The sequence below is a fragment of the Micromonospora sp. NBC_01412 genome (assembly GCF_045040215.1).
In the GTDB taxonomy this organism is placed as follows: Bacteria; Actinomycetota; Actinomycetes; order Mycobacteriales; family Micromonosporaceae; genus Micromonospora; species Micromonospora rubida.
This window is the reverse complement of the sequence record NZ_CP109528.1, coordinates 4,913,083-4,934,502: the sequence shown is the minus strand read 5'-3', so window position 1 is coordinate 4,934,502 and position 21,420 is coordinate 4,913,083. Positions and strand designations below refer to the sequence as shown.

21 protein-coding genes are annotated in these 21,420 nt (G+C 73.3%); 7 read left to right on the top strand and 14 right to left on the bottom strand.

The genetic code is table 11. The features are described from left to right. Positions 1-70: 70 nt before the first annotated feature. From dxs to OG617_RS22545, 4 genes are all read right to left on the bottom strand, one after another. A complete protein-coding gene (gene dxs, locus OG617_RS22560) occupies positions 71-2,014 on the bottom strand; it encodes a 1-deoxy-D-xylulose-5-phosphate synthase (protein WP_405094995.1) in 1,944 nt (647 codons plus the stop codon). 72 nt (positions 2,015-2,086) lie between these two features. Continuing rightward, the gene (locus tag OG617_RS22555; RefSeq protein ID WP_405094994.1) at positions 2,087-3,250 is read right to left on the bottom strand and encodes an anhydro-N-acetylmuramic acid kinase; all 1,164 of its coding nucleotides are present in this window, start codon (positions 3,248-3,250) and stop codon (positions 2,087-2,089) included. A gap of 6 nt (positions 3,251-3,256) precedes the next feature. Beyond that, positions 3,257-4,603, bottom strand: a complete 1,347-nt coding sequence (locus OG617_RS22550) for a class I SAM-dependent RNA methyltransferase (protein ID WP_405094993.1) — start codon at positions 4,601-4,603, stop codon at positions 3,257-3,259. Further along, positions 4,600-6,672 carry an APC family permease gene (locus tag OG617_RS22545; RefSeq protein ID WP_405094992.1) on the bottom strand — a complete coding sequence of 691 codons (2,073 nt, stop codon included), beginning with the start codon at positions 6,670-6,672 and terminating at the stop codon, positions 4,600-4,602. The genes OG617_RS22550 and OG617_RS22545 overlap by 4 nt, the downstream gene beginning before the upstream one ends. Before the next feature lie 171 nt (positions 6,673-6,843). Here OG617_RS22545 and OG617_RS22540 point away from each other — a divergent pair, with 171 nt between their 5' ends. Together OG617_RS22540 and OG617_RS22535 are read left to right on the top strand one after the other, a co-directional pair. After that, positions 6,844-7,509, top strand: coding sequence for a potassium channel family protein (locus OG617_RS22540; RefSeq protein ID WP_405094991.1), 666 nt, complete (start codon positions 6,844-6,846; stop codon positions 7,507-7,509). Positions 7,510-7,511: 2 nt separating this feature from the next. Beyond that, complete coding sequence (locus OG617_RS22535; RefSeq protein WP_161688239.1) at positions 7,512-8,201, top strand: TrkA family potassium uptake protein; 690 nt, start codon at positions 7,512-7,514, stop codon at positions 8,199-8,201. Positions 8,202-8,280: 79 nt separating this feature from the next. Here OG617_RS22535 and OG617_RS22530 read toward each other — a convergent pair whose 3' ends face one another. The 4 genes from OG617_RS22530 to dut form a co-directional block, all read right to left on the bottom strand. Beyond that, the gene (locus OG617_RS22530) at positions 8,281-8,967 is read right to left on the bottom strand and encodes a DUF3159 domain-containing protein (protein ID WP_405094989.1); all 687 of its coding nucleotides are present in this window, start codon (positions 8,965-8,967) and stop codon (positions 8,281-8,283) included. Positions 8,968-9,001: 34 nt separating this feature from the next. Beyond that, positions 9,002-9,385, bottom strand: a complete 384-nt coding sequence (locus OG617_RS22525) for an OB-fold nucleic acid binding domain-containing protein (protein ID WP_350885180.1) — start codon at positions 9,383-9,385, stop codon at positions 9,002-9,004. 239 nt (positions 9,386-9,624) lie between these two features. Continuing rightward, positions 9,625-10,281 (bottom strand): DUF3710 domain-containing protein, encoded by a 657-nt coding sequence (locus tag OG617_RS22520; protein WP_405094988.1) that lies wholly within the window; start codon positions 10,279-10,281, stop codon positions 9,625-9,627. A gap of 25 nt (positions 10,282-10,306) precedes the next feature. After that, entirely contained in the window at positions 10,307-10,813 is a 507-nt protein-coding gene (gene dut, locus OG617_RS22515) for a dUTP diphosphatase (protein ID WP_405094987.1), read from the bottom strand. Between the two features lie 84 nt (positions 10,814-10,897). Between dut and OG617_RS22510 the strand changes: the two genes are divergently transcribed. Further along, positions 10,898-11,428: a DUF3093 domain-containing protein gene (locus OG617_RS22510; RefSeq protein WP_405094986.1), complete on the top strand. Its 531-nt coding sequence runs from the start codon at positions 10,898-10,900 to the stop codon at positions 11,426-11,428. Between the two features lie 16 nt (positions 11,429-11,444). Here OG617_RS22510 and OG617_RS22505 read toward each other — a convergent pair whose 3' ends face one another. Both OG617_RS22505 and OG617_RS22500 read right to left on the bottom strand, forming a co-directional pair. Next, positions 11,445-12,311, bottom strand: a complete 867-nt coding sequence (locus OG617_RS22505) for a hypothetical protein (protein ID WP_405103893.1) — start codon at positions 12,309-12,311, stop codon at positions 11,445-11,447. A gap of 248 nt (positions 12,312-12,559) precedes the next feature. Next, entirely contained in the window at positions 12,560-12,856 is a 297-nt protein-coding gene (locus OG617_RS22500) for a DUF4193 domain-containing protein (protein ID WP_007075406.1), read from the bottom strand. A 434-nt stretch (positions 12,857-13,290) separates the two neighbouring features. Between OG617_RS22500 and OG617_RS22495 the strand changes: the two genes are divergently transcribed. Then, entirely contained in the window at positions 13,291-13,806 is a 516-nt protein-coding gene (locus tag OG617_RS22495) for a LytR C-terminal domain-containing protein (protein ID WP_405103891.1), read from the top strand. Positions 13,807-13,969: 163 nt separating this feature from the next. On the opposite strand, the gene OG617_RS22490 is transcribed toward OG617_RS22495, so the two are convergent. Next, entirely contained in the window at positions 13,970-14,788 is an 819-nt protein-coding gene (locus tag OG617_RS22490) for an inositol monophosphatase family protein (RefSeq protein WP_405094985.1), read from the bottom strand. Between the two features lie 706 nt (positions 14,789-15,494). Here OG617_RS22490 and OG617_RS22485 point away from each other — a divergent pair. From OG617_RS22485 to OG617_RS22475, 3 genes are all read left to right on the top strand, one after another. Continuing rightward, the gene (locus OG617_RS22485) at positions 15,495-15,830 is read left to right on the top strand and encodes a hypothetical protein (protein ID WP_405104123.1); all 336 of its coding nucleotides are present in this window, start codon (positions 15,495-15,497) and stop codon (positions 15,828-15,830) included. 322 nt (positions 15,831-16,152) lie between these two features. Next, positions 16,153-17,730, top strand: coding sequence for an RNA polymerase sigma factor (locus tag OG617_RS22480; protein WP_396684723.1), 1,578 nt, complete (start codon positions 16,153-16,155; stop codon positions 17,728-17,730). Positions 17,731-17,975: 245 nt separating this feature from the next. Next, the gene (locus OG617_RS22475) at positions 17,976-18,209 is read left to right on the top strand and encodes a hypothetical protein (RefSeq protein WP_161688222.1); all 234 of its coding nucleotides are present in this window, start codon (positions 17,976-17,978) and stop codon (positions 18,207-18,209) included. Between the two features lie 306 nt (positions 18,210-18,515). Here the strand turns inward: OG617_RS22475 and OG617_RS22470 are convergent, their stop codons facing one another. The 3 genes from OG617_RS22470 to OG617_RS22460 all read right to left on the bottom strand — a co-directional run bounded on the left by OG617_RS22470 (position 18,516) and on the right by OG617_RS22460 (position 21,368). Next, positions 18,516-20,249: a DEAD/DEAH box helicase gene (locus OG617_RS22470; RefSeq protein ID WP_405094984.1), complete on the bottom strand. Its 1,734-nt coding sequence runs from the start codon at positions 20,247-20,249 to the stop codon at positions 18,516-18,518. 208 nt (positions 20,250-20,457) lie between these two features. Continuing rightward, positions 20,458-21,108, bottom strand: coding sequence for a trimeric intracellular cation channel family protein (locus tag OG617_RS22465; protein ID WP_405094983.1), 651 nt, complete (start codon positions 21,106-21,108; stop codon positions 20,458-20,460). A gap of 41 nt (positions 21,109-21,149) precedes the next feature. After that, positions 21,150-21,368, bottom strand: coding sequence for a DUF3039 domain-containing protein (locus tag OG617_RS22460; RefSeq protein WP_161688218.1), 219 nt, complete (start codon positions 21,366-21,368; stop codon positions 21,150-21,152). Positions 21,369-21,420: the final 52 nt, after the last annotated feature.

Genomic DNA, 21,420 nt, shown 5'->3' with positions numbered 1-21,420 from the left:
GCCCCGGCGCCGAGCCCCGCCCCGCCCCGGCGAGCTTCGGCACCGGGACGGGTGAGCAGGGGCCCTTCTTTCAGTTTCCGCCGGTCGGCAGGTGCACCGGCTCGACCTGCTGGTCGTCCAGGCGGGAGATCCACCCGGTGACGTCCCGGGCGATGTCCTGGGCGGTGAGGCCCAGGTCGGCGAGGATCTGCGCGCGGGTGCCGTGCGGGTGCCAGTCGGCCGGCACGCCCAGGTCGCGCAGCGGCACCCGGACGTCGGCGTCCCGCATCGCCTGGGCGAGGGCGTCGCCGACCCCGCCGACCCGGACCCCGTCCTCGACGGTGACGACGAGGCGGTGGGCGGCGGCCAGCTCGACCAGCTCGGCGGGGATGGGCCGGACCCAGCGCGGGTCGACCACGGTCACCCCGTAGCCCTGCTCGGCGAGCCGGGTGGCGACCTCCATGCCGAGGTGCCCGAAGGAGCCGATCGCGACCAGCAGCACATCGGCGCGGGCCGACTCGGTCAGCACGTCGACCGGGCCCACCCGGCGCACGGCCGGCAGGGCGGCGGCGACGGTGCCGGTCGGGAACCGGACGATGGTCGGGCCGTCGTCCACGGCGACCGCCTCGCGCAGTTCCTCGCGCAGGGTCGCGGCGTCCCGGGGTGCGGCGATGCGCAGGCCCGGCACCACCCCGAAGACGGCCATGTCCCACATGCCGTAGTGGCTCGGCCCGTCCGGGCCGGTGATCCCGGCCCGGTCCAGCACGAACGTCACCGGCAGCTTGTGCATCGCCACGTCGAGCAGGACCTGGTCGAAGGCCCGGTTGAGGAAGGTCGCGTAGACCGCCACCACCGGGTGCAGCCCGCCCAGGGCCAGCCCGGCGGCCGAGGTGACGGCGTGCTGCTCGGCGATGCCGACGTCGTACACCCGCCCGGGGTGCTTGCGGGCCAGCTTGGCGATGCCGGTGGGCTCGGCCATCGCGGCGGTGATGCCCACCACGTCGGGCCGGGAGTCGGCGATCGCGACCAGCTCGTCGGCGAAGACGTGGGTCCACTTCACCGAGGGGGCGGCGACCAGCTTGCCGGTCTCCACGTCGAACGCGCCGCCGGGGCCGTGCAGGCGGTCCGCCTCGTCCTCCTCGGCGGGGCGGTAGCCGTAGCCCTTGCGGGTGACCGCGTGCACGATCACCGGGCCGCCGAAGTTCTTCGCGGCCCGCAGCGCGGACTCGACCGCCTCCAGGTCGTGGCCGTCGACCGGGCCGACGTACTTGATGCCCAGGTCCTCGAACATCGCCTGCGGGGCGACCGCGTCCTTGATGCCCTTCTTGACCGCGTGCAGCACCTCGTACATCGGCCGGCCGACCAGCGGGGTCGAGCCGAGGGCGTCCTTGACGGTGTCGAGGATCCTCTCGTAGCCGGGGTTGAGCCGCAGCGAGGAGAGGTGGTCGGCCAGGCCGCCGATGGTCGGCGCGTACGACCGGCCGTTGTCGTTGACCACGATGACGAGGGGGTTGCCGGCGGTGGCGATGTTGTTCAGCGCCTCCCAGCACATGCCGCCGGTCAGCGCGCCGTCGCCGACCATGGCGACCACGCTGCGCTGCTCGCCCCGCAGCGCGTACGCCTTGGCCAGGCCGTCGGCGTAGGACAGGGCGGTGGAGGCGTGCGAGTTCTCGACCAGGTCGTGCTCGCTCTCGGCCTGGCTCGGGTAGCCGGAGAGGCCGCCGCGCTGGCGCAGCTTGTCGAAGCCGTCCTGCCGGCCGGTGAGGATCTTGTGCACGTACGCCTGGTGGCCGGTGTCGAACAGGAGCCGGTCCCGGGGGGAGTCGAAGACCCGGTGCATCGCCAGGGTCAGCTCCACCACGCCCAGGTTGGGCCCGACGTGTCCACCGGTGCGGGAGACCTTGGCGATCAGGAAGTCGCGGATCTCGGCGGCGAGGATGTCCAGCTGCTCGGCGGTCATCCGCTTCACGTCCTGCGGACCCCGCACCGTGCCCAGCAGCCGGCCGTGGTTGGCCGTGTCCTCTTCAACGCTCATGAGCGAAGAGTCTATCGGCCGTCCGGTAGTCCGCAGCCCGGCCGGCGACCACCCCCCTGACCGGGGGGACAGTCAGCCCGTGATCACCAGCCGCCGGGGCGGGGCGACCGGTGGCGCGGAGCGGGCCGGCCCGGACGGCGTCCAGGAGCCCAGCACGGCCGCCTCCCGGGCCCCGGTGACCGACGGGATCGCCCCTGGCAGGCCGTGCCAGGAGAGCCAACCGAGCAGGGCGAAGGCGTACGCCTCCTTGGCCTGGGTCGGCACCCCCAGCTCGTCGCTGGCGCGCAGCCGCCACCGGCCCTCGCCGAGCGCGGCCAGCCGGCCCCGGAGTGTGGGATTGCGCACCCCGCCCCCGGCGGCCACCACCTCGGCCACCCCGTGCCGGTCGCACTCGGCGGCGACCGTCCGGGCGGTCAGCTCGGTCAGCGTGGCGAGCACGTCGTCGGCGGCCACCGGCCCGTCGAGCGCGGCGAGCCGGTCGTCCAGGTAGCCGGCGTGGAACAGCTCCTTGCCGGTGGACTTCGGCGGCGGCGCGGCGTAGTACGGCTCGGCGAGCAGCAGCTCCAGCAGCCCGGGATGCACCCGGCCGGCCGCCGCCCGGGCCCCGTCGAGGTCGCAGGGGCGGCCGAGGAACCGCCGGGCCGCCGCGTCGAGCAGGGCGTTGGCCGGGCCCACGTCGTACCCGAGGACCGGGGCGCCCGGCGCGACCACGGTGAGGTTGGCGATGCCGCCCAGGTTCAGCGCCGCCCGGGGCGGCCCGGCACGGCCGCCCAGCAGCAGCGCGTCGAAGGCCGGCACCAGGGGCGCGCCCTGCCCGCCGGCCGCGACGTCCGCCGACCGCAGGTCCGACAGCACCGGTACGCCCACCCGCGCGGCCACCCGGGCCGGCGTGCCGAGTTGGAGGGTGCCCCGCGCCCGGCCCCCGTCGACCCAGTGGAACACGGTCTGCCCGGGCGAGACGACCGCGTCGACCCGCCCGCCGGCCAGCTCCACCCCGTGCGCCGCCGCCTCGGCGAACACCTCGCCGAGGCGGTTGTCCAGCCGGCAGACCGCCTCGATCGTGGTCGGGTTCGGCGGCAGCAGCGCCCCGATCTCCGCCCGCAGCCCGTCGTCGAGGTCCAGGCTGGCGAACCCCAACGGACGCAGCCGCAGGGTGTCCCCGTCGACCGTGAACTCCGCCGCGGCCACGTCCACCCCGTCGTACGACGTTCCCGACATCAGCCCGACGATCCGCACGACCGGCTACCTCCCGGCGGCCGGCGGCAGCAGCAGCCCGACCACCTCGACGTGCTGGGTCATCGGGAACAGGTCGAAGCCGCGCAGTTCCGCCAGCCGCCACCCCGCCTCGGCGAACGTCCGCACGTCCCGGGCGAAGGCGGCCGGGTCGCAGGACACATACGCCACGGCGCGCGGGGAGGCGGTCACCACGTCCCGCACCACCTGCGCGCCCGCCCCGGTGCGCGGCGGGTCCAGCACCACCAGGTCCACCGGCCCGATGATCCGGCGGCGGGCCAGCGCGGTCTCCACCCGGGCCGCCACCACCTCGACCCGGGGCAGGTCCCGCAGGTTCTCCCGGGCGGCGGCGACGCTCGGCGCGGCGGACTCGACGACGGTGACCCGGGAGTCCGGGCCGACCCGCCCGACAAGCGCGGCGGCGAACAGCCCCGACCCGCCGTAGAGGTCCCAGGCCGACTCGCCCGGCTTCGGGTCGAGCAGGTCGAGCACGGCGTCGACCAGGGTGTCCGCCGCGGCCGGGTGCACCTGCCAGAAGCCGGACGCGGGCAGCGTCCAGTCCCGGCCGGCGGCCACCTCACGGACCGTCGGCGGCCCGTCGACCGGGGTGGGCACCCCGTCGGCCAGGGCGGTGACGGTGACGTCGCCGCCGGTGGAGGCCACGGTCTCCACCGCGTCCGCCTCGGGCCAGCGGGCCCCACTCGGGGTGAGCACCGGCAGCTCCTGGATCGCCGGGTGGGCGATCAGGCAGCGGTCGATCGGCACCACCTCGTGCGAGCGGTGCTTGAGCAGCCCGGCCCGGCCGGCGGCGTCGACCGCGTAGCGGACCCGGGAGCGCCAGCCGAGCGGCCCGCCGGGCAGCGCCACGACCGCAACGCCGAGCCGGTCGATCTCGGAGTCGGTGAGGCCGGCGAGGCGGCTGAGCTGCTCGCGCACCACCGACGTCTTCCAGCCGAGCTGGGCCTGGGGCGCGACGTGCTGGAGGTCGCAGCCGCCGCAACGGCCGGGCCCCGCGTACGGGCAGGGCGGCTCGACGCGCTCCGGGGCGGCGTCGAGCACCGTTACCGCGTCGGCCCGGACGAACCCCCGGTGCACCTCGGTGACCTCGGCGACCACCCGCTCGCCGGGCAGCGCGTGCCGGACGAAGACCACCTGGCCGTCCACCCGGGCCACGCAGTGCCCGCCGGGGGCGACCGCGTCGACGGTCAGCTCGACCCGCTCGGCCTCCTCCAGCCCGCGCCGCTCCCCGTCGCCAGGCTCGGCGTCCGGTAGCCCGGCGTCCGGCAGCCCGGCGTCCGGCAGCCCGGCGTCCGGCGGCCCGTGCCGGTCGCCGTCGCCCACGTCCACTGCGGTCATCGTTGATCTCCCTCGATCGGGGTGCTCTCGGCGGGCGGGGTGGAGGCCACCGGCGGGGCCGGCGGCGGCAGGGTGCTGCGCGGGGCGACCCGGGGGCCCCGGGCGGGGCCCCGGCTCAGGGTCGCGTCCAGCCGGTCGAGGTTCTTGCCTGCGGTCGAGGCGAGCTGCCACGGCACGCTGGTCACCATCACACCCGGCTCGAACAGCAGCCGCCCCTTCAGGCGCAGCGCGCTCTGGTTGTGCAACAGGTTCTCCCACCAGCGCCCGACGACGTACTCGGGGATGAAGACCGTGACCACGTCGCGCGGCGACTCCCGGCGGGTGTTGGCCACGAAGTCGAGGATCGGCCGGGTGATCTCCCGGTACGGCGAGTCGATCACGGTCAGCGGCACCGGCAGCTCCCGGCGCTCCCAGTCGGCCTGAAGGTACCGGGTGTCCTTCTCGTCGACGTTCACCGTCACCGCCGTCAGCGTGTCCGGCCGGGTGGCCCGGGCGTACGCGATAGCCCGCAGGGTCGGCTGGTGCAGCTTGCTGACCAGCACGATGGCGTGGTTGCGGGCGGGCAGCACACCTCGGGCCTCGGTCGGCTCCAGCTCGGCGGCGACCCGGTCGTAGTGCCGCCGGATGGCCAGCATCAGCACGTAGAGCAGCGCCATCGCGACGATGGCGATCCAGGCCCCGAGCAGGAACTTGGTGATCAGCACGACGACCAGCACCGCGCCCGTCATCGCCATGCCGAAGGTGTTGATCGCCCGGGACCGGATCATGCGGCGCCGGGCCTGGACGTCCCGCTCGGTGCGCAGGTGCCGGTTCCAGTGCCGGATCATGCCGGCCTGGGAGAGCGTGAACGAGACGAAGACGCCGACGATGTAGAGCTGGATCAGCCTCGTCACCTCGGCCTGGAAGCCGACGATCAGCACCACCGCGAAGACGCCCAGCAGGATGATTCCGTTGGAGAACGCCAGCCGGTCGCCCCGGGTGTGCAACTGCCGGGGCAGGTAGCGGTCCTGGGCGAGGATCGAACCGAGCACCGGGAAACCGTTGAACGCGGTGTTCGCGGCCAGGAAGAGGATCAGCGCGGTCACCCCGGCGACCACGTACAGCAGGATCGACCCGGAGCCGAACACCGTCTCGCCGAGCTGGGCGGTGACGGTCTTCTGCACGTACCCGTCGGGGCCGGAGAGGATCTGCCGCGCCGGGTCCTCGACGAACTGGAGCCCGGTCAGCCGGGCCAGCCAGATGATGCCGACCAGCATGCTCACCGAGATGGTGCCGAGCAGCAGCAGGGTGGTGGCGGCGTTGCGGCTCTTCGGCGTCTTGAACGCCGGCACCCCGTTGGAGATCGCCTCCACCCCGGTGAGCGCGGCGCAGCCGGAGGAAAAGGTGCGCAGCAGCAGGAAGACCAGGGCGAACCCGGTGACGCTGTGCTCGGCCTGGATCTCCAGTCCGGCGCTCGGGGCGTTCAGGTCGTGGCCGAGGATGAACACCCGGATCAGACCGGTGAGGATCATCCCGCCCATCACGATCACGAAGCCGTACGTCGGGATGGCGAAAGCGGTGCCGGACTCGCGCAGGCCGCGCAGGTTCACCGCGGTGAGCAACGCCACCGCGGTGACCGCGATGAGCACCTTGTGGGTGGCCACGAACGGCACCACCGAGCCCAGGTTGGCCACCCCGGAGGAGACCGACACGGCGACGGTGAGCACGTAGTCGACCAGCAGGGCGCTGGCCACCGCGACGCCGGCCCGGGGGCCGAGGTTGACCGTGGCCACCTCGTAGTCGCCGCCGCCGGAGGGGTAGGCGTGCACGTTCTGCCGGTAGCTGGCCACCACCGTCAGCATCACCACGACCACCGCCAGGGCGATCCACGGCGAGAAGAAGAACGCCGACGCGCCCGCGATGGACAGCGTCAGCAGGATCTCGTCCGGGGCGTACGCGACGCTGGACAGCGCGTCGGAGGCGAAGACGGGCAGCGCGATGCGCTTCGGCAAGAGGGTGTGCTCGAGCCGGTCGGACCGGAACGGTCGACCGACGAGCAGCCGCTTCAGCAGCGAGGTGGGACTGGCCACAAGCGCTAAGGGTACGACCACCGCCCCGCGGTCGCCGGGGGTGGCGGAGCGTGGGGTCGTGGGGAGGCGCGGTACCGTCGTCCCCCGCCGGCGACCAGGACGTGGCAGGCTCGCAGTCGAACAGGTCACCGGCGAGGCCGGGCGGGTGCGCGCACCTTTGGGAGGGACACCGTGCATGTCGTGATCATGGGCTGCGGCCGGGTCGGCTCGACGCTGGCCCAGACTCTGGAGTCCCGGGGGCACTCGGTGGCGGTCATCGACCAGGACGCCGACGCGTTCCGCCGGCTCAGCCCGCACTTCGCCGGCGTCACCGTCACCGGCGCCGGCTTCGACGGCGAGGTGCTGCGACAGGCCGGCATCGAGCGGGCGGACGCCTTCGCCGCGGTCTCCAGCGGCGACAACTCGAACATCATCTCGGCCCGGCTGGCCCGCGAGACCTTCGGCGTCTCCCGGGTGGCCGCCCGGATCTACGACCAGCGCCGGGCGCAGGTCTACGAGCGGCTGGGCATCCCCACCGTGGCCACCGTCCGGTGGACAGCCGACCGGATGCTGCGGCACCTGGTCCCCGAGGGCAACGTCGAGATCTTCCGGGACCCGACCAGCACCGTGTCGATCATCGAGGTGCCGGTGCACAAGGACTGGATCGGCCGGCCGCTGCGGGCCGTCGAGGCGGCGGCCGGCGCCCGGGTGGCGTACCTGTCCCGCTTCGGCATCGGCACGCTGCCCACCGGGTCCACCGTCGTGCAGGAGGGCGACCAGGTCTTCATGCTGGTCACCGACGACATCATGGCGTCGGTCACGTCGGCGGCGGGGAGCCCGCCGGAAGGAGCGCACTGAAGATGCGGATCGCCATCGCCGGCGCCGGCAACGTGGGCCGCTCGATCGCCCAGGAGTTGATCGACAACGGCCACCAGGTGATGCTGATCGAGCGTCAGCCCCGGATGCTGCGGCCGGACCGGGTGCCCGCCGCCGACTGGGTGCTCGCCGACGCGTGCGAGCTGGCCAGCCTGGAGGAGGCCAACATCGCCGGCTGCGACGTGGTGGTCGCGGCAACCGGGGACGACAAGGTCAACCTGGTGGTGTCGCTGCTGGCCAAGACCGAGTTCGCGGTGCCCCGGGTGGTGGCCCGGGTCAACCGGGCCGAGAACGAGTGGCTGTTCACCGAGCAGTGGGGCGTCGACGTCTCGGTGAGCAAGCCACGGGTGATGGCGGCCCTGGTCGAGGAGGCGGTCACCGTCGGCGATCTGGTGCGGCTCATGACGTTCCGTCAGGGCGAGGCGAACCTGGTGGAGATCACCCTGCCGCCGACCGCCCCGTACGTGGGGCAGCCGATCCACGCGGTGCCACTCCCCCGGGACGCCGCCCTGGTGGCGATCCTGCGTGGCAAGCGGGTGCTGGTGCCCAGCCCGGACGACCCGATCGAGGCCGGCGACGAGCTGGTCTTCGTCTGCACCGCCGAGGTGGAGGACGAGGTCCGCACGGTGATCCTGGGCCCGGACAGCGTCGAGCGGACCCGCGGCGCACGCTGAGCAGGCTTCCCCGGCCGGGCGAGGGCCGGGCGGGGGGCGCCGGGCAGCGGGGCGCACGCCGGTCGCGGGCGTGGGCGGCTCAGGCCCCGGGCAGCGGCTCCGGGGCGGCGGCCTCGCGGGTCACCCGGCGCACCGTCCACACCGTGATCAGCAGCAGCAGCGCGTACGGCGGGTAGCCCAGGGCCAGCCGGGCGACGCCGAGGGCGGTGTCCTGGTGGGCGAGGTAGAGCCCGGCCTGCACGCCGACCTTCGCCAGCCACACCACGCCCCAGAGCACGGTCAGCTGGGTGAAGGTGCGCACCAGGCGCGGGTCGTCCCGCCACTCCGAGCGCCCCTTGGCCACCAGCACCGACCAGATCCAGCCCACCAGGGGCTGCCGGATCGCCGCCGACACGAGCAGGGCCAGCCCGTACCCGATGCCGTAGAGGATGCCCGGGAGGTAGAAGTCGCGTTCGTCGCCGGTGCGCCAGGCGATCGCCGCGCCGAAGCCGATGCCGACCAGGCCGTTGACCGCGTGCCGCACCGGCCGGCGCTGGGCCAGCCGCAGCCCGGCGATGAGCAGGCCCACGGCCACCGAGGCGATCACCGCAGGTCGCAGCTCGCCGAGGATGTTGGCGATCACGAAGACGACCACCGGGATGCTGGACTCGACCAACCCGCGCCAGCCGCCGAGCTGGTCGGCCATCTGCTCGGCGAGGCTCGGCAGCCGCTCGGAGTCCTCCGGGCCGGTCCCCGGTTCGGTCGTCCGGTGCTGTCCGGTGGTCATCGCGTCTCTTCTCCCGTTCCCGGCGTTCGCGCCGTCACTTCGGCGACTCCAGCTCGTAGTACGGGTTGTAGATGACCTTGCGGTCGTCCCGCACCGCCACCCGTCCTCGGGCCGTCAGGTGACGCCCCGGCTCGATGCCGGCGATGTGCCGCCGGCCGAGCCAGACCAGGGTCACCACGTCGCTGCCGTCGTACAGGTCGGCCTCCAGCGTGGGAAGGTTGGTTCGAGGAGTGTAGACCACGGTACGCAACCTTCCGGTGACCGAGACCACCTGGCCGCGCATGCACTGCCGTGCCGGCGTGCCGCCGGACTGCGCGCTCTCCCGGCGCAGCTCCTGCGCCTCGATCTCGGCCTCGCTCGCGGTGAGCCGGTGCAGGAGTCGCCGCAGCGACACCCTGCTGCCCTCGTCGGTCGTCATGACCTCCGCGTCACCCTCTCCTCCGCCGGCCGGCCGCGCCGGCGGCCGGTGCGGCCCCGCGCGTGCCGGGCCGTCCCGCCAGCGTACGCCGAGCGGCGGACAGGGCAGGCCACCCGGCCGCCCGGCCGCCCGGCCGCCCGGCCGCCCGGCCGCCCGGCCGCCCGGCCGCCCGGCCGCCCGGGACGGGCCGTTGGCGCGGAGCGCCGACGGCCCGTCCCGGGCCACGGGCGGATGCCGGGTCAGACCTCGATCGGGCCCGGGGCCTCGGAGGCACCCTCGCCGGCCTGATCGGCGACCTCGCGGGGCAGCCGCAGCGGCAGCGGCTCGCGCACCGGCTTGGCCTCCTGGCCACGGTCGACGACCAGCCCGTCCAGGCACTCGGCCAGCGGGCCGGCGGCGGCCGGGTCGGTGGCGGCGGCGCCCTGGAAGACGCCGCGGACCATCCAGCGGGGGCCGTCGACGCCGACGAACCGCAGGTCGGTCAGGCCGTCCGGGGTGCGCACCCGAGCGCGCAGCTCGGGGCCGTACTCGCCCTGCACCTCCTGGGCGGCGACGCCGTCGTTGAACAGGGACTGGCGGATCTCCTCGCGCACCTCGTCCCAGATGCCGTCGGAGCGGGGCGCGGCGAAGACGCCGAGCTGCAACGCGCTCTCGCCGTGCACGAGGACGACCTGCTGGATCACGCCCTGCGGGTCGGCCTGCACGCGCACCTCGACGTCGGCCACCGCCGGGATGTGGAGGCTGCCCAGGTCGAGCCGCTGCACCCCGTCAGGGGCCGCGTCGACGTCGTACGGGCCGCGCTCCGGCCCCTCGTCGACCTGCCCGTCCAGGACCTCGGTGGCCCGCTCGTCACGGTCCTGCCGACCGCCACCGGCCCGCTTTCGGGAGAAGATCACTGCGCCCACCCTCCGCTGTTCGCGCTCACCCTGCCACCTCTTCCGACTGGCCGCTGGCCCGGTCCGCCGACGGCGGGACGAGCCCGGCGTGTCCACCGGTCGAGCCGTGCCCGCCGGCGCCCCGCCGGGACGGCGGCAGCTCGGCCACCGGCCGGAAATCGACCCGCTCCACCCGCTGGACAACGAGCTGCGCGATCCGATCGCCACGGGAGATCTTCGCCTGCGCCTCCCGATCATGGTTGATCAGGTTGACGAGGATCTCACCCCGGTAGCCGGCGTCGACCGTACCGGGCGCGTTGAGCACCGTCACGCCGAGCCTGGCCGCCAGACCGGACCGGGGGTGCACCAGGCCGACGTACCCCTCCGGGAGGGCGATCGCCACGCCGGTGGGGACCAGGGCCCGCCCGCCGGGGGGCAGTTCCACGTCCGCGGCGGCCATCAGGTCGGCCCCGGCGTCGCCGGGATGGGCGTACGCCGGCAGCGGCAGCCCATGGTCAAGCAGCCGTACGGGCACGGGTACGTCGTCGGTCACGGTCTTCCTCTTCCGTCCGGTTCACGGGGTGACCCTGCCATCCTGCCGGGTCGACCGCCCGTCGTGCGCCGTACCCTTGCAGGAGTGAGCAGATCGCCGTCCTCGCCGCCCGCCACCGCCGTGACCACCGCCTACGCGGAGCGGCTCAGCCTGCCCTGGTGGGCCTGGCTGGCCGGCCTGGCGCTCGGCGGCTTCTTCGCCGTGGAGCTGTGGATGGGCGCCGAGGGGGTGCGCGGCTGGCTGCCGTTCGTGGTGCTGCCGCCGGCGGCGGTCGCCGCCCTGTGGTGGCTGGGACGGATCCGGGTCGCGGTGGCCGACGGGGAGCTGCGGGTCGACGACGCCCGGCTGCCGGTGCGGTTCGTGGCCGACGCCGTCCCGCTGGACGCCGCGGGCCGCCGCGAGGTGCTCGGCGTCGGGGCCGACCCGCTCGCCTTCGTGGTCCAGCGTCCGTGGATCGCCGGGGCGGTGCAGGTGGTGCTCGACGACCCCGCCGACCCCACCCCGTTCTGGGTGGTCAGCACCCGTGACCCGGTACGCCTCGCCGCGGCGCTCCTCGCCGCCCGGTGCCCAGGCCACCACGAGGCCGGCCAGCGCCAGCACGACGCCGCCTCCTGACCCTGCCGGGGCCGGCTCAGGGCAGCGCGGGCGGGTTGCCGCCGCCGGGCAACGTCCGGCGCTGCCTGCGCAGGTCGGCACGGAGCTGGTCGGCGAGGGACCGGGTGGCCCGCCGGTTGAGGTAGCTGGCCACCGCCGCCCCGGTCAGGAACGGGCCGAGGGTGGTCAGGTTTCGACCGAAGCGCTTGAGCAGGGTGTCCCGCAGTTCCTTGCGAGCCGCCGTGCCGAGCACCGCGCCGACGCCCACCCCCGGCAGCATCGGATTGATCCCGCGCTGGCCGGCCCAGGACTGGACCACGGCCACGGTCCGCTGGCTGCCGCCGGTGGGCAGCGGGGCGCCGTACACCTCGTGCAGCTCGCCGATCATCTTCAGCTCGACGGCCACGACCGCGACCGTCTCGGCGGCCAACAGCACCGGCGCGGAGAGGAGCGTGGGGGCGACCGTCCACTCCACGGCCGCGACCCCACCGCCGGCCGCGCCGATCCCGGCGGTCGTCCGGGCGGCGTTACGGATCAGCCGGTCGGCCAGCGCCTCGTCGTCCAAGCCCGGGAAGTGCCGGCGCAGGGTGGCCAGGTCACGGACGGGCACGTGCGGGGCGACCTCGGCGACGGCGTCGGTCATCCAGCGCACGGCGGCCCTCGGCTTGAACAGGTCGGCGAGCCCTCGGACGCGCACCTGCCCGACGAGCCGGGTCAGCAACTGCCGCCGCCGGGCCGGCTCGATGTCGTCGGCGGTCAGCGCGATCACGGTGGCGCCGAGCTCGGTCCGGCCGTCGTCCGGCACGCCGCTCCCGGCCCCGTCGCCCCGGTCGGCACCGGGCGTCGTCCCGCCGGACCTGACCGCATCGTGCTCGGCCCCGGCGCGCTCAGCGGCGTCGGGCATGGTCGGACCGCCGGTGACCGGGCATCCGCCCGTGCCGTCGTCGCTGCGCTCGCCCATGCGCCGACCTCCCCGATGGGTGTGGGTGGAAGCTGCTGTGACGAGTCAAGCAGCTCCCCGCCACCGGCGCACGGCGGCGCCACGGGTCGGTGAGGCTCCGGCGGGGTCGGCGCCGGCAGGCTGGCGGGAATTGCCAGCTCCCGGAGCGGCGGCCTCGTCTGAGAGGCCGCCGCCATTGTCCCGAGTCAGGGTCAGACGCACTCTCGGCAGATCAGCTCGCCATTGCGCTCGACCGCCAACTGGCTACGGTGGTGGACGAGGAAGCAGCGGGCACACCTGAACTCGTCCTGCTGCATCGGCAGCACCTTGACCGTGAGTTCCTCGTCGGCCAGGTCAGCGCCGGGCAGCTCGAAGCTCTCGGCGACCTCGGCCTCGTCGACGTCCACGGCGCCCGACTGTGAATCGACGCGTCGGGCCTTGAGTTCTTCCAGGCTGTCCTCGCCGAGGTCGACCTCGTCGCGACGCGGGGCGTCGTAGTCGGTGGCCATCGGTTTCACTCTCCCATATCGATATGGTCGCTTCCGGGTGTAACGCCGGGCGACGCTGTTTCGGTTCCGCTGGCCGGCCACCATTTTGTGTCGGTCACCCGACCCGACGGCCGGTCAGGTCAGGGCCGCCAGAGAAGCACCCCAGCGAGCGCGGTACCTTACCCCCCTCTGGCGAGGCATGTATACCGCCCTCGTGGCTCAGATGTACGCCCCAGCCGTCGAAGTTGGTCCCAATGTGACTCAGGCGACACGAAGATAGGGGTAGTAGTACCCGCTTCCCGGTTGGCGCGCCGGCATGTCGGACTGTTTCCACGCGACGGCCGGACAACCGTTAACCTCAGCGGCGTACTCGACGGCCGGCGGGGCGGCCTGACCGCCGACGGCCGCCGCCACCCACCCATCGTCCGGGGAGCGCCCAGATGAGTTTTGCGCGAGTGCGAGCACTCGTTGTCGTCGGTCTGCTGGCGGTCGTCGCCCTGGTCTTCGTGGTCGTCGCCCTGGTTCGCGACACCCAGGGCGAGGCCGGGCTGGCCGGCGGCTGCCCCGAGGACGCCCCGCTGGCGGACGTGAAGCTGCGCGAACGCAAGGACGTGAAGATCAACGTGCTCAACAGCACGGACCGGCCCGGCCTCGCCTCCCAGGTCGCCGACGAGTTCAGCAACCGGCAGTTCCAGGTCAAGAAGACCGCCAACGAGAAGAAGCAGATCGACGACGTCGCGGTGCTGCGGTACGGCCCGAAGGGCGTCGGCTCCGCGCACCTGCTGCGCGCGTACTTCCTCAACAACGCCAAGGACGGGTACGACGCCAAACGCAAGGACGACACCGTCGACGTGGTGTTGGGCAACAGCTTCCAGCAGTTGGCCACCACCACCGAGGTGAATCAGGCCCTCGGCGACCTGGGCGCCCCGGTCGCGCCGCCCGGCTCGTGCCCGATGCCCATCGACAAGTGACCCGGCGGCCGGGGCGCTGACCCGGTGACCCCGGCGACCTGGTGACCCCGGCCGGCCCAGATGGGTCCGGCCGGGTCTGCCCACCCGGCGCCCACCGGCCACCCGACACGGACCGGACGGGCCGTCCGGATGGCCCGTCGGGGTGCCGGGAGCGGCCCGGCGGTCAGGGCCCGCCCGAGGCGTCCAGGTCGGCCAGCCGGTCGTGCAGTGGCGCGAACAGGGCCGACGGTGCGGCGATCACCAGGTCGGGCCCGGCCGGCCGGCCGCCCAGCCCGCCGACCCGCAGCCCGGCCTCGGCGGCGACCAGCGCCCCGGCCGCCTGGTCCCAGGCGGCCAGCCCCTTCTCGTAGTACGCGTCCACCCGGCCCTCGGCGGCCAGGCAGAGGTCCAGCGCGGCGGCGCCCTGCCGGCGGATGTCCCGCACGTGCGGGATCAGCTCGGCGAGCACCCGGGCCTGGTGCGCCCGCCGCCCCGGGGCGTAGCCGAACCCGGTGGCGACCAGCGCCTGGCCGAGGTCGGTCTCGGTCGAGCAGCGCAGCCGCTCCCCCGCACGCCAGGCGCCGCCGCCGACGGTGGCCGTCCACTCCTCGCCGGTGAAGAGGTTGCGCACCACCCCGGCGACCACCTCGCCGTCGACCTCGGCTGCCAGCGAGACCGCGCAGTACGGCAGTCCGTACAGGTAGTTGACGGTGCCGTCGATCGGGTCGAGGATCCATCGCACCCCGCTGCCCGCCTCGCCGGCCGCGTCCCCGCCGTATTCCTCGCCGAGCACCGAGTCCTCGGGGCGGAGCGTGGCCAGCGCGTCGAGGACCTGCCGCTCGACCGCCCGGTCGGCGGCGGTGACCACGTCGGTGACGGTGGTCTTGGTCGCGGCGACGAAGACCCCCTCGGCGCGCATCCGGTACGCGGTGTCCGCCGCGTCCCGGGCCACGTCGATCGCGATCTTGAGAAGTTCCTGCGGCGTCAGCGCCGAGCTGGTCATGGTTCGCTCTCTTCCCGCACGCCGGCTCATCATTGACCATTCCCGCCGTGACGCCGAACGCCGGCCCGGCGGGACTGGACGACGACACGGTCTTGAGTCTCACGCGGTTGGCGACGCGGCGACACCCGGTCACTCTGCTCGCCGGGACCGACGAACAATAGGCGGACCACCCCCCATGCCAGCGTCGAGCTGCGACCACGGTCGGACCGAACACCGTTCCGGGTGCCTGACCACCGCCACCGACATGGACTTGCCCACGCCGCAATGACACCGATTCGCGCACCGACGCACTCAAGTGTTAACAGTACGGTCTCGATCATCTCCTGTTGATGCCTGACTCCGCGGGGAAGAGGACTGCTCTCGGCGCCGGAGTGGCCCTGGCTGCGGCCCTCGGAACGTGGTCCGCCGCACCCGCCGCCACAACGCACCAGTACGCGTACTACGGCAGCCAGACCAGGATTGATGGTGAGGCGTGGTTCAACAGCGGCGCTTGCTGCATCCCCCGGCGCGGCTCCTTCACCGTCAAGGACCGGGGCGCGAATGGCACCCGGATCAGGGTCCACCGGAGTGGTGCCCGGACCGGAAATCACACTCTGCCGGGCGGGCGGGAAGCGATGAGACCACCTTCAGCATCGATTCCGACAACGTCGCAAGCGCCGTTGTCCATTCATTGGAAGGCCTGCAGCCTGGCGAGCGGTGGCGTCGAATGGTGCAACAGCCTGATGAAGTGATCGTCGGCGCGGTCACTGTCCTGGGAACGGGTGCAGTGGCCGCGCCGTCGCCCTTCCGCGCAACCTTGAGGGCAGAGTTTGACCGGCACGTCCGGTTGCAGTTGGTATTGTCCGCTAAGTGCCCAGCTCCCCGTCCGTGGCGTCCGCGCCCGCCGCCGCCACCGCGGCCCACCCGCGACCGTCGCGCCGACCTGCCGGACGGGGTCACCTTCGCGATCACCACGTCTGCCGCCCCCTGCGCACCGCAGACGTACCTGATCGGGCCGCCGGCGACCCTCCTGGCGATCCTCGCCGCCACCATGCTGGCCTGATGCGGGCTGCCCAACCGGCGGTTCGGGCGCAGCCCGCTCGCCGGCGGCCCCGGCAGGCGGGATCCCCCGCTTCGCGCGCCGGTATCATCGTTACAAAGTCCACATCTACGCTGAATCGGCGGTCCCAACCGCCGGTACGCAGTGCGGCGCAGAGTGATCGTCGCAGACGGCGTTACAATTCACCCCTGCCCACGCGCCACGGACCGCCGACGACCGGCCGGCCCGGGACACGGGGGTCCCTCAACCACATCGTCCGGCACCGTGCCCCACGCTGTGCCGGACAACCCGGCCGTGCTCGCTCTTCGCCTCCGGAAGGTCATTCGTGACAGAACCCCGCCAGCCCGGCGCCGACGTTCGCTCGCTCACCGACACCCTGATCGCCCACGCGCAGAGCGCCGGTGGCCAGCTCACGTCGGCCCAGCTCGCGCGTACCGTCGAGTCCGCCGAGGTGACTCCGGCCCAGGCCAAGAAGATCCTGCGGGCGCTCGCGGAAGCGGGGGTGACCGTGGTCGTGGACGGCTCGGTCCCCCGCCGCCGGGTCGCCGCCGCCCGGTCGGCCACCCCGGCGTCCAGGGCCACCACCGCCAAGACCACGAAGAAGGCCGCCGCGCCGGCCCAGAAGCAGGCCTCCGCCGCCGACGAGGCCGCCCCGGCGCCCCGCAAGGTCGCCGCGCGCAAGGCCACCACCGAGGCGGTCGCCAAGGCGGCCGTCCCGGCGAAGGCCACGAAGTCCACCCGGGCCACCAAGGCGACCGTCGCCGCGGCCGGCGGCAAGCCCGCCGGCAAGGCCAAGGGCGAGGGCGAGATCGACCCGGAGGAACTCGCCGCCGCAATCGAGGACGTGGTGGTCGAGGAGCCGGTCGAGCTGGCCCGGGCCGCCGCCTCCGACGCCGCGAGCTCCGCCACCGACAACGACTTCGAGTGGGACGACGAGGAGTCCGAGGCGCTCAAGCAGGCGCGCCGCGACGCCGAGCTGACCGCCTCCGCCGACTCCGTCCGGGCGTACCTCAAGCAGATCGGCAAGGTGCCCCTGCTCAACGCCGAGCAGGAGGTGGAGCTCGCCAAGCGGATCGAGGCGGGCCTCTACGCCGCCGAGCGGCTGCGCGCCGCCGAGGAGGGCGAGGAGAAGCTCGTCCGCGACATGGTCCGCGACCTCGGCTGGATCTCCCGGGACGGCGAGCGGGCGAAGAACCACCTGCTGGAGGCCAACCTCCGGCTGGTGGTGTCGCTGGCCAAGCGCTACACGGGCCGCGGAATGGCGTTCCTGGACCTGATCCAGGAGGGCAACCTGGGTCTGATCCGGGCGGTCGAGAAGTTCGACTACACCAAGGGCTACAAGTTCTCCACGTACGCCACCTGGTGGATCCGGCAGGCGATCACCCGGGCGATGGCCGACCAGGCCCGCACCATCCGCATCCCGGTGCACATGGTCGAGGTCATCAACAAACTCGGCCGCATCCAGCGCGAACTGCTCCAGGACCTGGGCCGCGAGCCCACCCCGGAGGAGCTGGCCAAGGAGATGGACATCACACCGGAAAAAGTGCTGGAGATCCAGCAGTACGCCCGGGAGCCCATCTCGCTCGACCAGACCATCGGTGACGAGGGCGACAGCCAGCTCGGCGACTTCATCGAGGACTCGGAGGCTGTCGTCGCGGTCGACGCCGTCTCCTTCTCACTGCTGCAGGACCAGCTCCAGCAGGTGCTCCAGACGCTCTCCGAACGCGAGGCGGGCGTGGTCCGGCTCCGCTTCGGCCTGACCGACGGCCAGCCGCGCACGCTGGACGAGATCGGCCAGGTCTACGGGGTGACCCGGGAGCGGATCCGGCAGATCGAGTCCAAGACGATGTCGAAGCTGCGTCACCCGTCCCGTTCACAGGTGCTCCGTGACTACCTGGACTGAGCCCGCTTCGTCAACCAACCGTGTCGGTTTGATCACCAGACGTACAACACCTGATGGTGATCGTCCGGTTGCACGATTGTGATCGTTGACGTGGCACCCTTGGTGCACGGCACACTGTTGCCGCCATGTGTGACCTCGGTCCCCCGCGGGCACACAGGGAAGGCAAGGCCCGAGTTGGGTGTTGCACGATAGGTGAGCAACGACCGAAGAGATTGTTCATCGGTGACGACCAGAGGAGGAAGGCGATGACCCCGACCCTCACGCCGCCGCACGAGACGGTGGCTCCCCCAGCCGCCGATGAACGGTGCGACCGCTGCAACGCTGCCGGCAAGCTCCGTATCACTCTGGCGGGCGGGAGCGAGCTGGTGTTCTGTGGGCACCACGCGAACAAGTACGCGGAGGATCTCGTGAAGATCACCGTGCGGTTCGCGACGGACCCCGAGTTCACCTGGCGTGGCGCCGATCTTATGGCGAACTGAGACCGTGTAGACCCCATAACGACATCGCCGGCCGGAGGCGCCCCACAGGGGCCCTCCGGCCGGCTTTTCGGCACTTCGGGCACCGCTTCCGCCCAGCCCACCCACCGGCCCCACCGGCACGAAGCCCACCGACCGGTTCATCGGCCCCACCGGCACCATCCGCGCCGGGCCCATCGGCACCGGCCACCAACCGACGAACCCGGCCCGCGCCCACCGGCGCTCCGGCGTGACGAAGGTGTTCGTGTTCGGCGCCGGGCGTCGCGAACCTCTTGGTCGCGGCGAAGCCCCTGTGCTGGCCGGGGTCGGTCAGAGGGTCTGGACCGTGGCTATGCGTTCCTCCAGCTGCTCGATGGTGGCCTGGGCACTCGGAGGGCCGCCGCAGAGGCGGCGCAGCTCGGCGTGGATCTTGCCGTGCGGCAGGCCCGTGCGGTGGTGCCGGGCGGCCACCAGGGCGTTCAGCTGCCGTCGTAGCGCCACCCGACGCTGGGCCGCACTCATCGGCGGCGGGGGCGCCACCGTGGCCACAGAGGCCGGCTCAGCGGCCCGGTCGGCGGCCCGGCGGCGCTGGGCGGCCAGCTGGTCGGCCTGCCGCTTGGTGAGCAGCAGGGAGACCTGGTCGGCGGTGAGCAGCCCGGGCAGGCCCAGGTACTCCTCCTCCTCGGGGGTGCCGGCCTGGGCGGCGGTGCCGAAGGACGCGCCGTCGAAGATCACCTGGTCCAGCTCGGCCGTGGCGGACAGGGCGGCGAAGCGCTTCTCCAACTCCCCACTGGCCTGGTCGTCGCGCTGCGCGCGCTCCAGCAGGTCGTCGTCGAAGCCCTCGCGGTCCTTCGGCTTGCCGAGCACGTGGTCCCGCTCGGCCTCCATCTCGCTGGCCAGCCCGAGCAGGTGCGGCACGCTGGGCAGGAAGACCGATGCGGTCTCCCCGGGGCGACGGGCCCGGACAAACCGCCCGATGGCCTGCGCGAAGTAGAGCGGCGTGCTGGCGCTGGTGGCGTAGACACCGACCGCCAGCCGGGGGATGTCGACGCCCTCGGAGACCATCCGGACCGCGACCATCCACCGCTGCCCGGACTCCGCGAACGTCGCGATCCGGGCGGACGCGCCCTGGTCGTCGGAGAGCACCACCGTGGCCTTCTCGCCGGTCGTCTTCTCGATGAGGCGCGCGTACGAGCGGGCGGTCTGCTGGTCACTGGCGATGATCAAACCGCCGGCGTCGGTCATTCCGGCGCTGCGCAGCACGGTCAGCCGGGCATCGGCGGCCCGCAGCACCTGCGGCATCCAGTCGCCGGCCGGGTCCAGGGCGGTGCGCCAGGCCTGCGCGATCAGGTCCTGGGTCATCGGCTCGCCCAGCCGGGCGGACAGTTCGTCGCCCGCGTTCGTCCGCCACCGGGTCTCGCCCGAGTACGCCAGGAAGAGCACCGGCCGGACCACGCTGTCACGCAGCGCGTCGGAGTAGCCGTACACGACGTCGGCGCGGGAGCGGAGCAGGCCGTCGCCGCCCCGCTCGTAGGTGACGAAGGGGATCGGGTTGTCGTCGGAGCGGAACGGCGTGCCGGTCAGCATCAGCCGGCGTACGGCGGGCTCGAACGACGCCTTCACGCCGTCGCCCCAGGTCCGGGAATCGCCTGCGTGGTGGATCTCGTCCAGGATGACCAGGGTGCGGCGGGTCATGGTGCGCCGCCGGTGCACCTGGGGCGCCATCCCGACCTGCGCATACGTGACGACGGCCCCGTGGAAGTCGGCGGAGGAGTGCAGATCGGCGTTGCGGAACGCCGCGTCGAGCTGGATGCCGACCCTGGCCGCGGCCTCGGACCACTGGCTCTTCAGGTGCTCGGTGGGAGCGACCACGGTGACCGCCTCGACGGTGCCGTCGGCGAGCAGTTCGGCGGCGATCCGCAGGGCGAAGGTGGTCTTACCGGCCCCGGGGGTGGCGACCGCCGTGAAGTCCTCGGTGCGTCGTCGCAGGTACTCCACCAGCGCCTTGCGCTGCCAGGCGCGCAGTGGTGGAAACGTCTCGAGCGCTGGCGTCCGGGCTGCCACGCGTCAGGCTCCTCTCCGACTGCTACGACGGCGGACCCCGGCCGAGGGCCACGGGTACCGCCGCCCATGAAAAAGGCCCTCGCGCATCGTTGCCGCGAAGGCCGAGTCAGCATAACCAGCGCGCGCCGGTCCGCCCAGGCGACACCACGCTGGTGACATCCACACCGCCCGGCACCCCCACCGACGGCACCCACACCATCGCCGTGAGTCAGGGGTGGGTGCCGCGGATGCCGGCGCGGGGCGGGCGGAGCGTGGCCACCGGGGCGGACCAGCGCCGCCGCAGCGCCACCAGGCGCAGCGCGAAGACGAACACCGCCGCTGCGGTCAGCCCCGCGGCGCCGGCGTGCCCGGACGCGTCGAGCGCCGCCACGGCGATCGAGCCGGCGAGGGCTGCCACCGCGTAGATCTCCCGGCGCAGCACCACGGGGATCTCGCCGGTGAGCAGGTCCCGGGCGAGCCCACCGCCGATGGCGGTGAGCATGCCGATGAGGCAGGCCCCGACCGGCGGCACCTGGGCGTCGAGCGCCTTGAGCGTGCCGGTGACGGTGAACAGCCCGAGGCCGGCGGCGTCGAGGACCAGCACGGTGGTACGCAGCCGGGCGAGCTGGGGGTGCAGCCAGAACACGGCGGCGGCGGTGACCGCGGCGGTGGCGGCGTACCGCCAGTCGGCGAAGGCCAGCGGGGGCACCTCGTCGATGACCAGGTCGCGGAAGATCCCGCCGCCGAGCGCGGCGACGAAGCCGACAAAGGCGACGCCGAACAGGTCGAGCCGCTTGACCACCGCTGCGGAGGCGCCGGAGGCGGCGAAGACCGCCACCCCGGTCAGGTCGGCGAGGAGCAGAGGGGTGGAGGTGGTCACCGACGAAAGGTTACGCGGGCGGCCGTCCCGGCCGCCCACGGTCACTCACGCCAGGACTCGTAGATCTCCTTGCACTTCGGGCAGACCGGCGAGCCCGGTTTGGCCGCTTTGGTCACCGGAAACTTCTCCCCGCACAGTGCGACGACGAAGGTGCCCATGACGGCACTTTCGGCGATCTTCTCCTTGCGGACGTAGTGGAACATCTCGGGACCGGTGTCGGCGTCCTTCAGTTCCGGACGCTCAAGAACCTCTGTGCTCACGACTGCACCTCCAACTTTTCAGTCTGACAGGTCGCCCTGACGGGGTCCACCG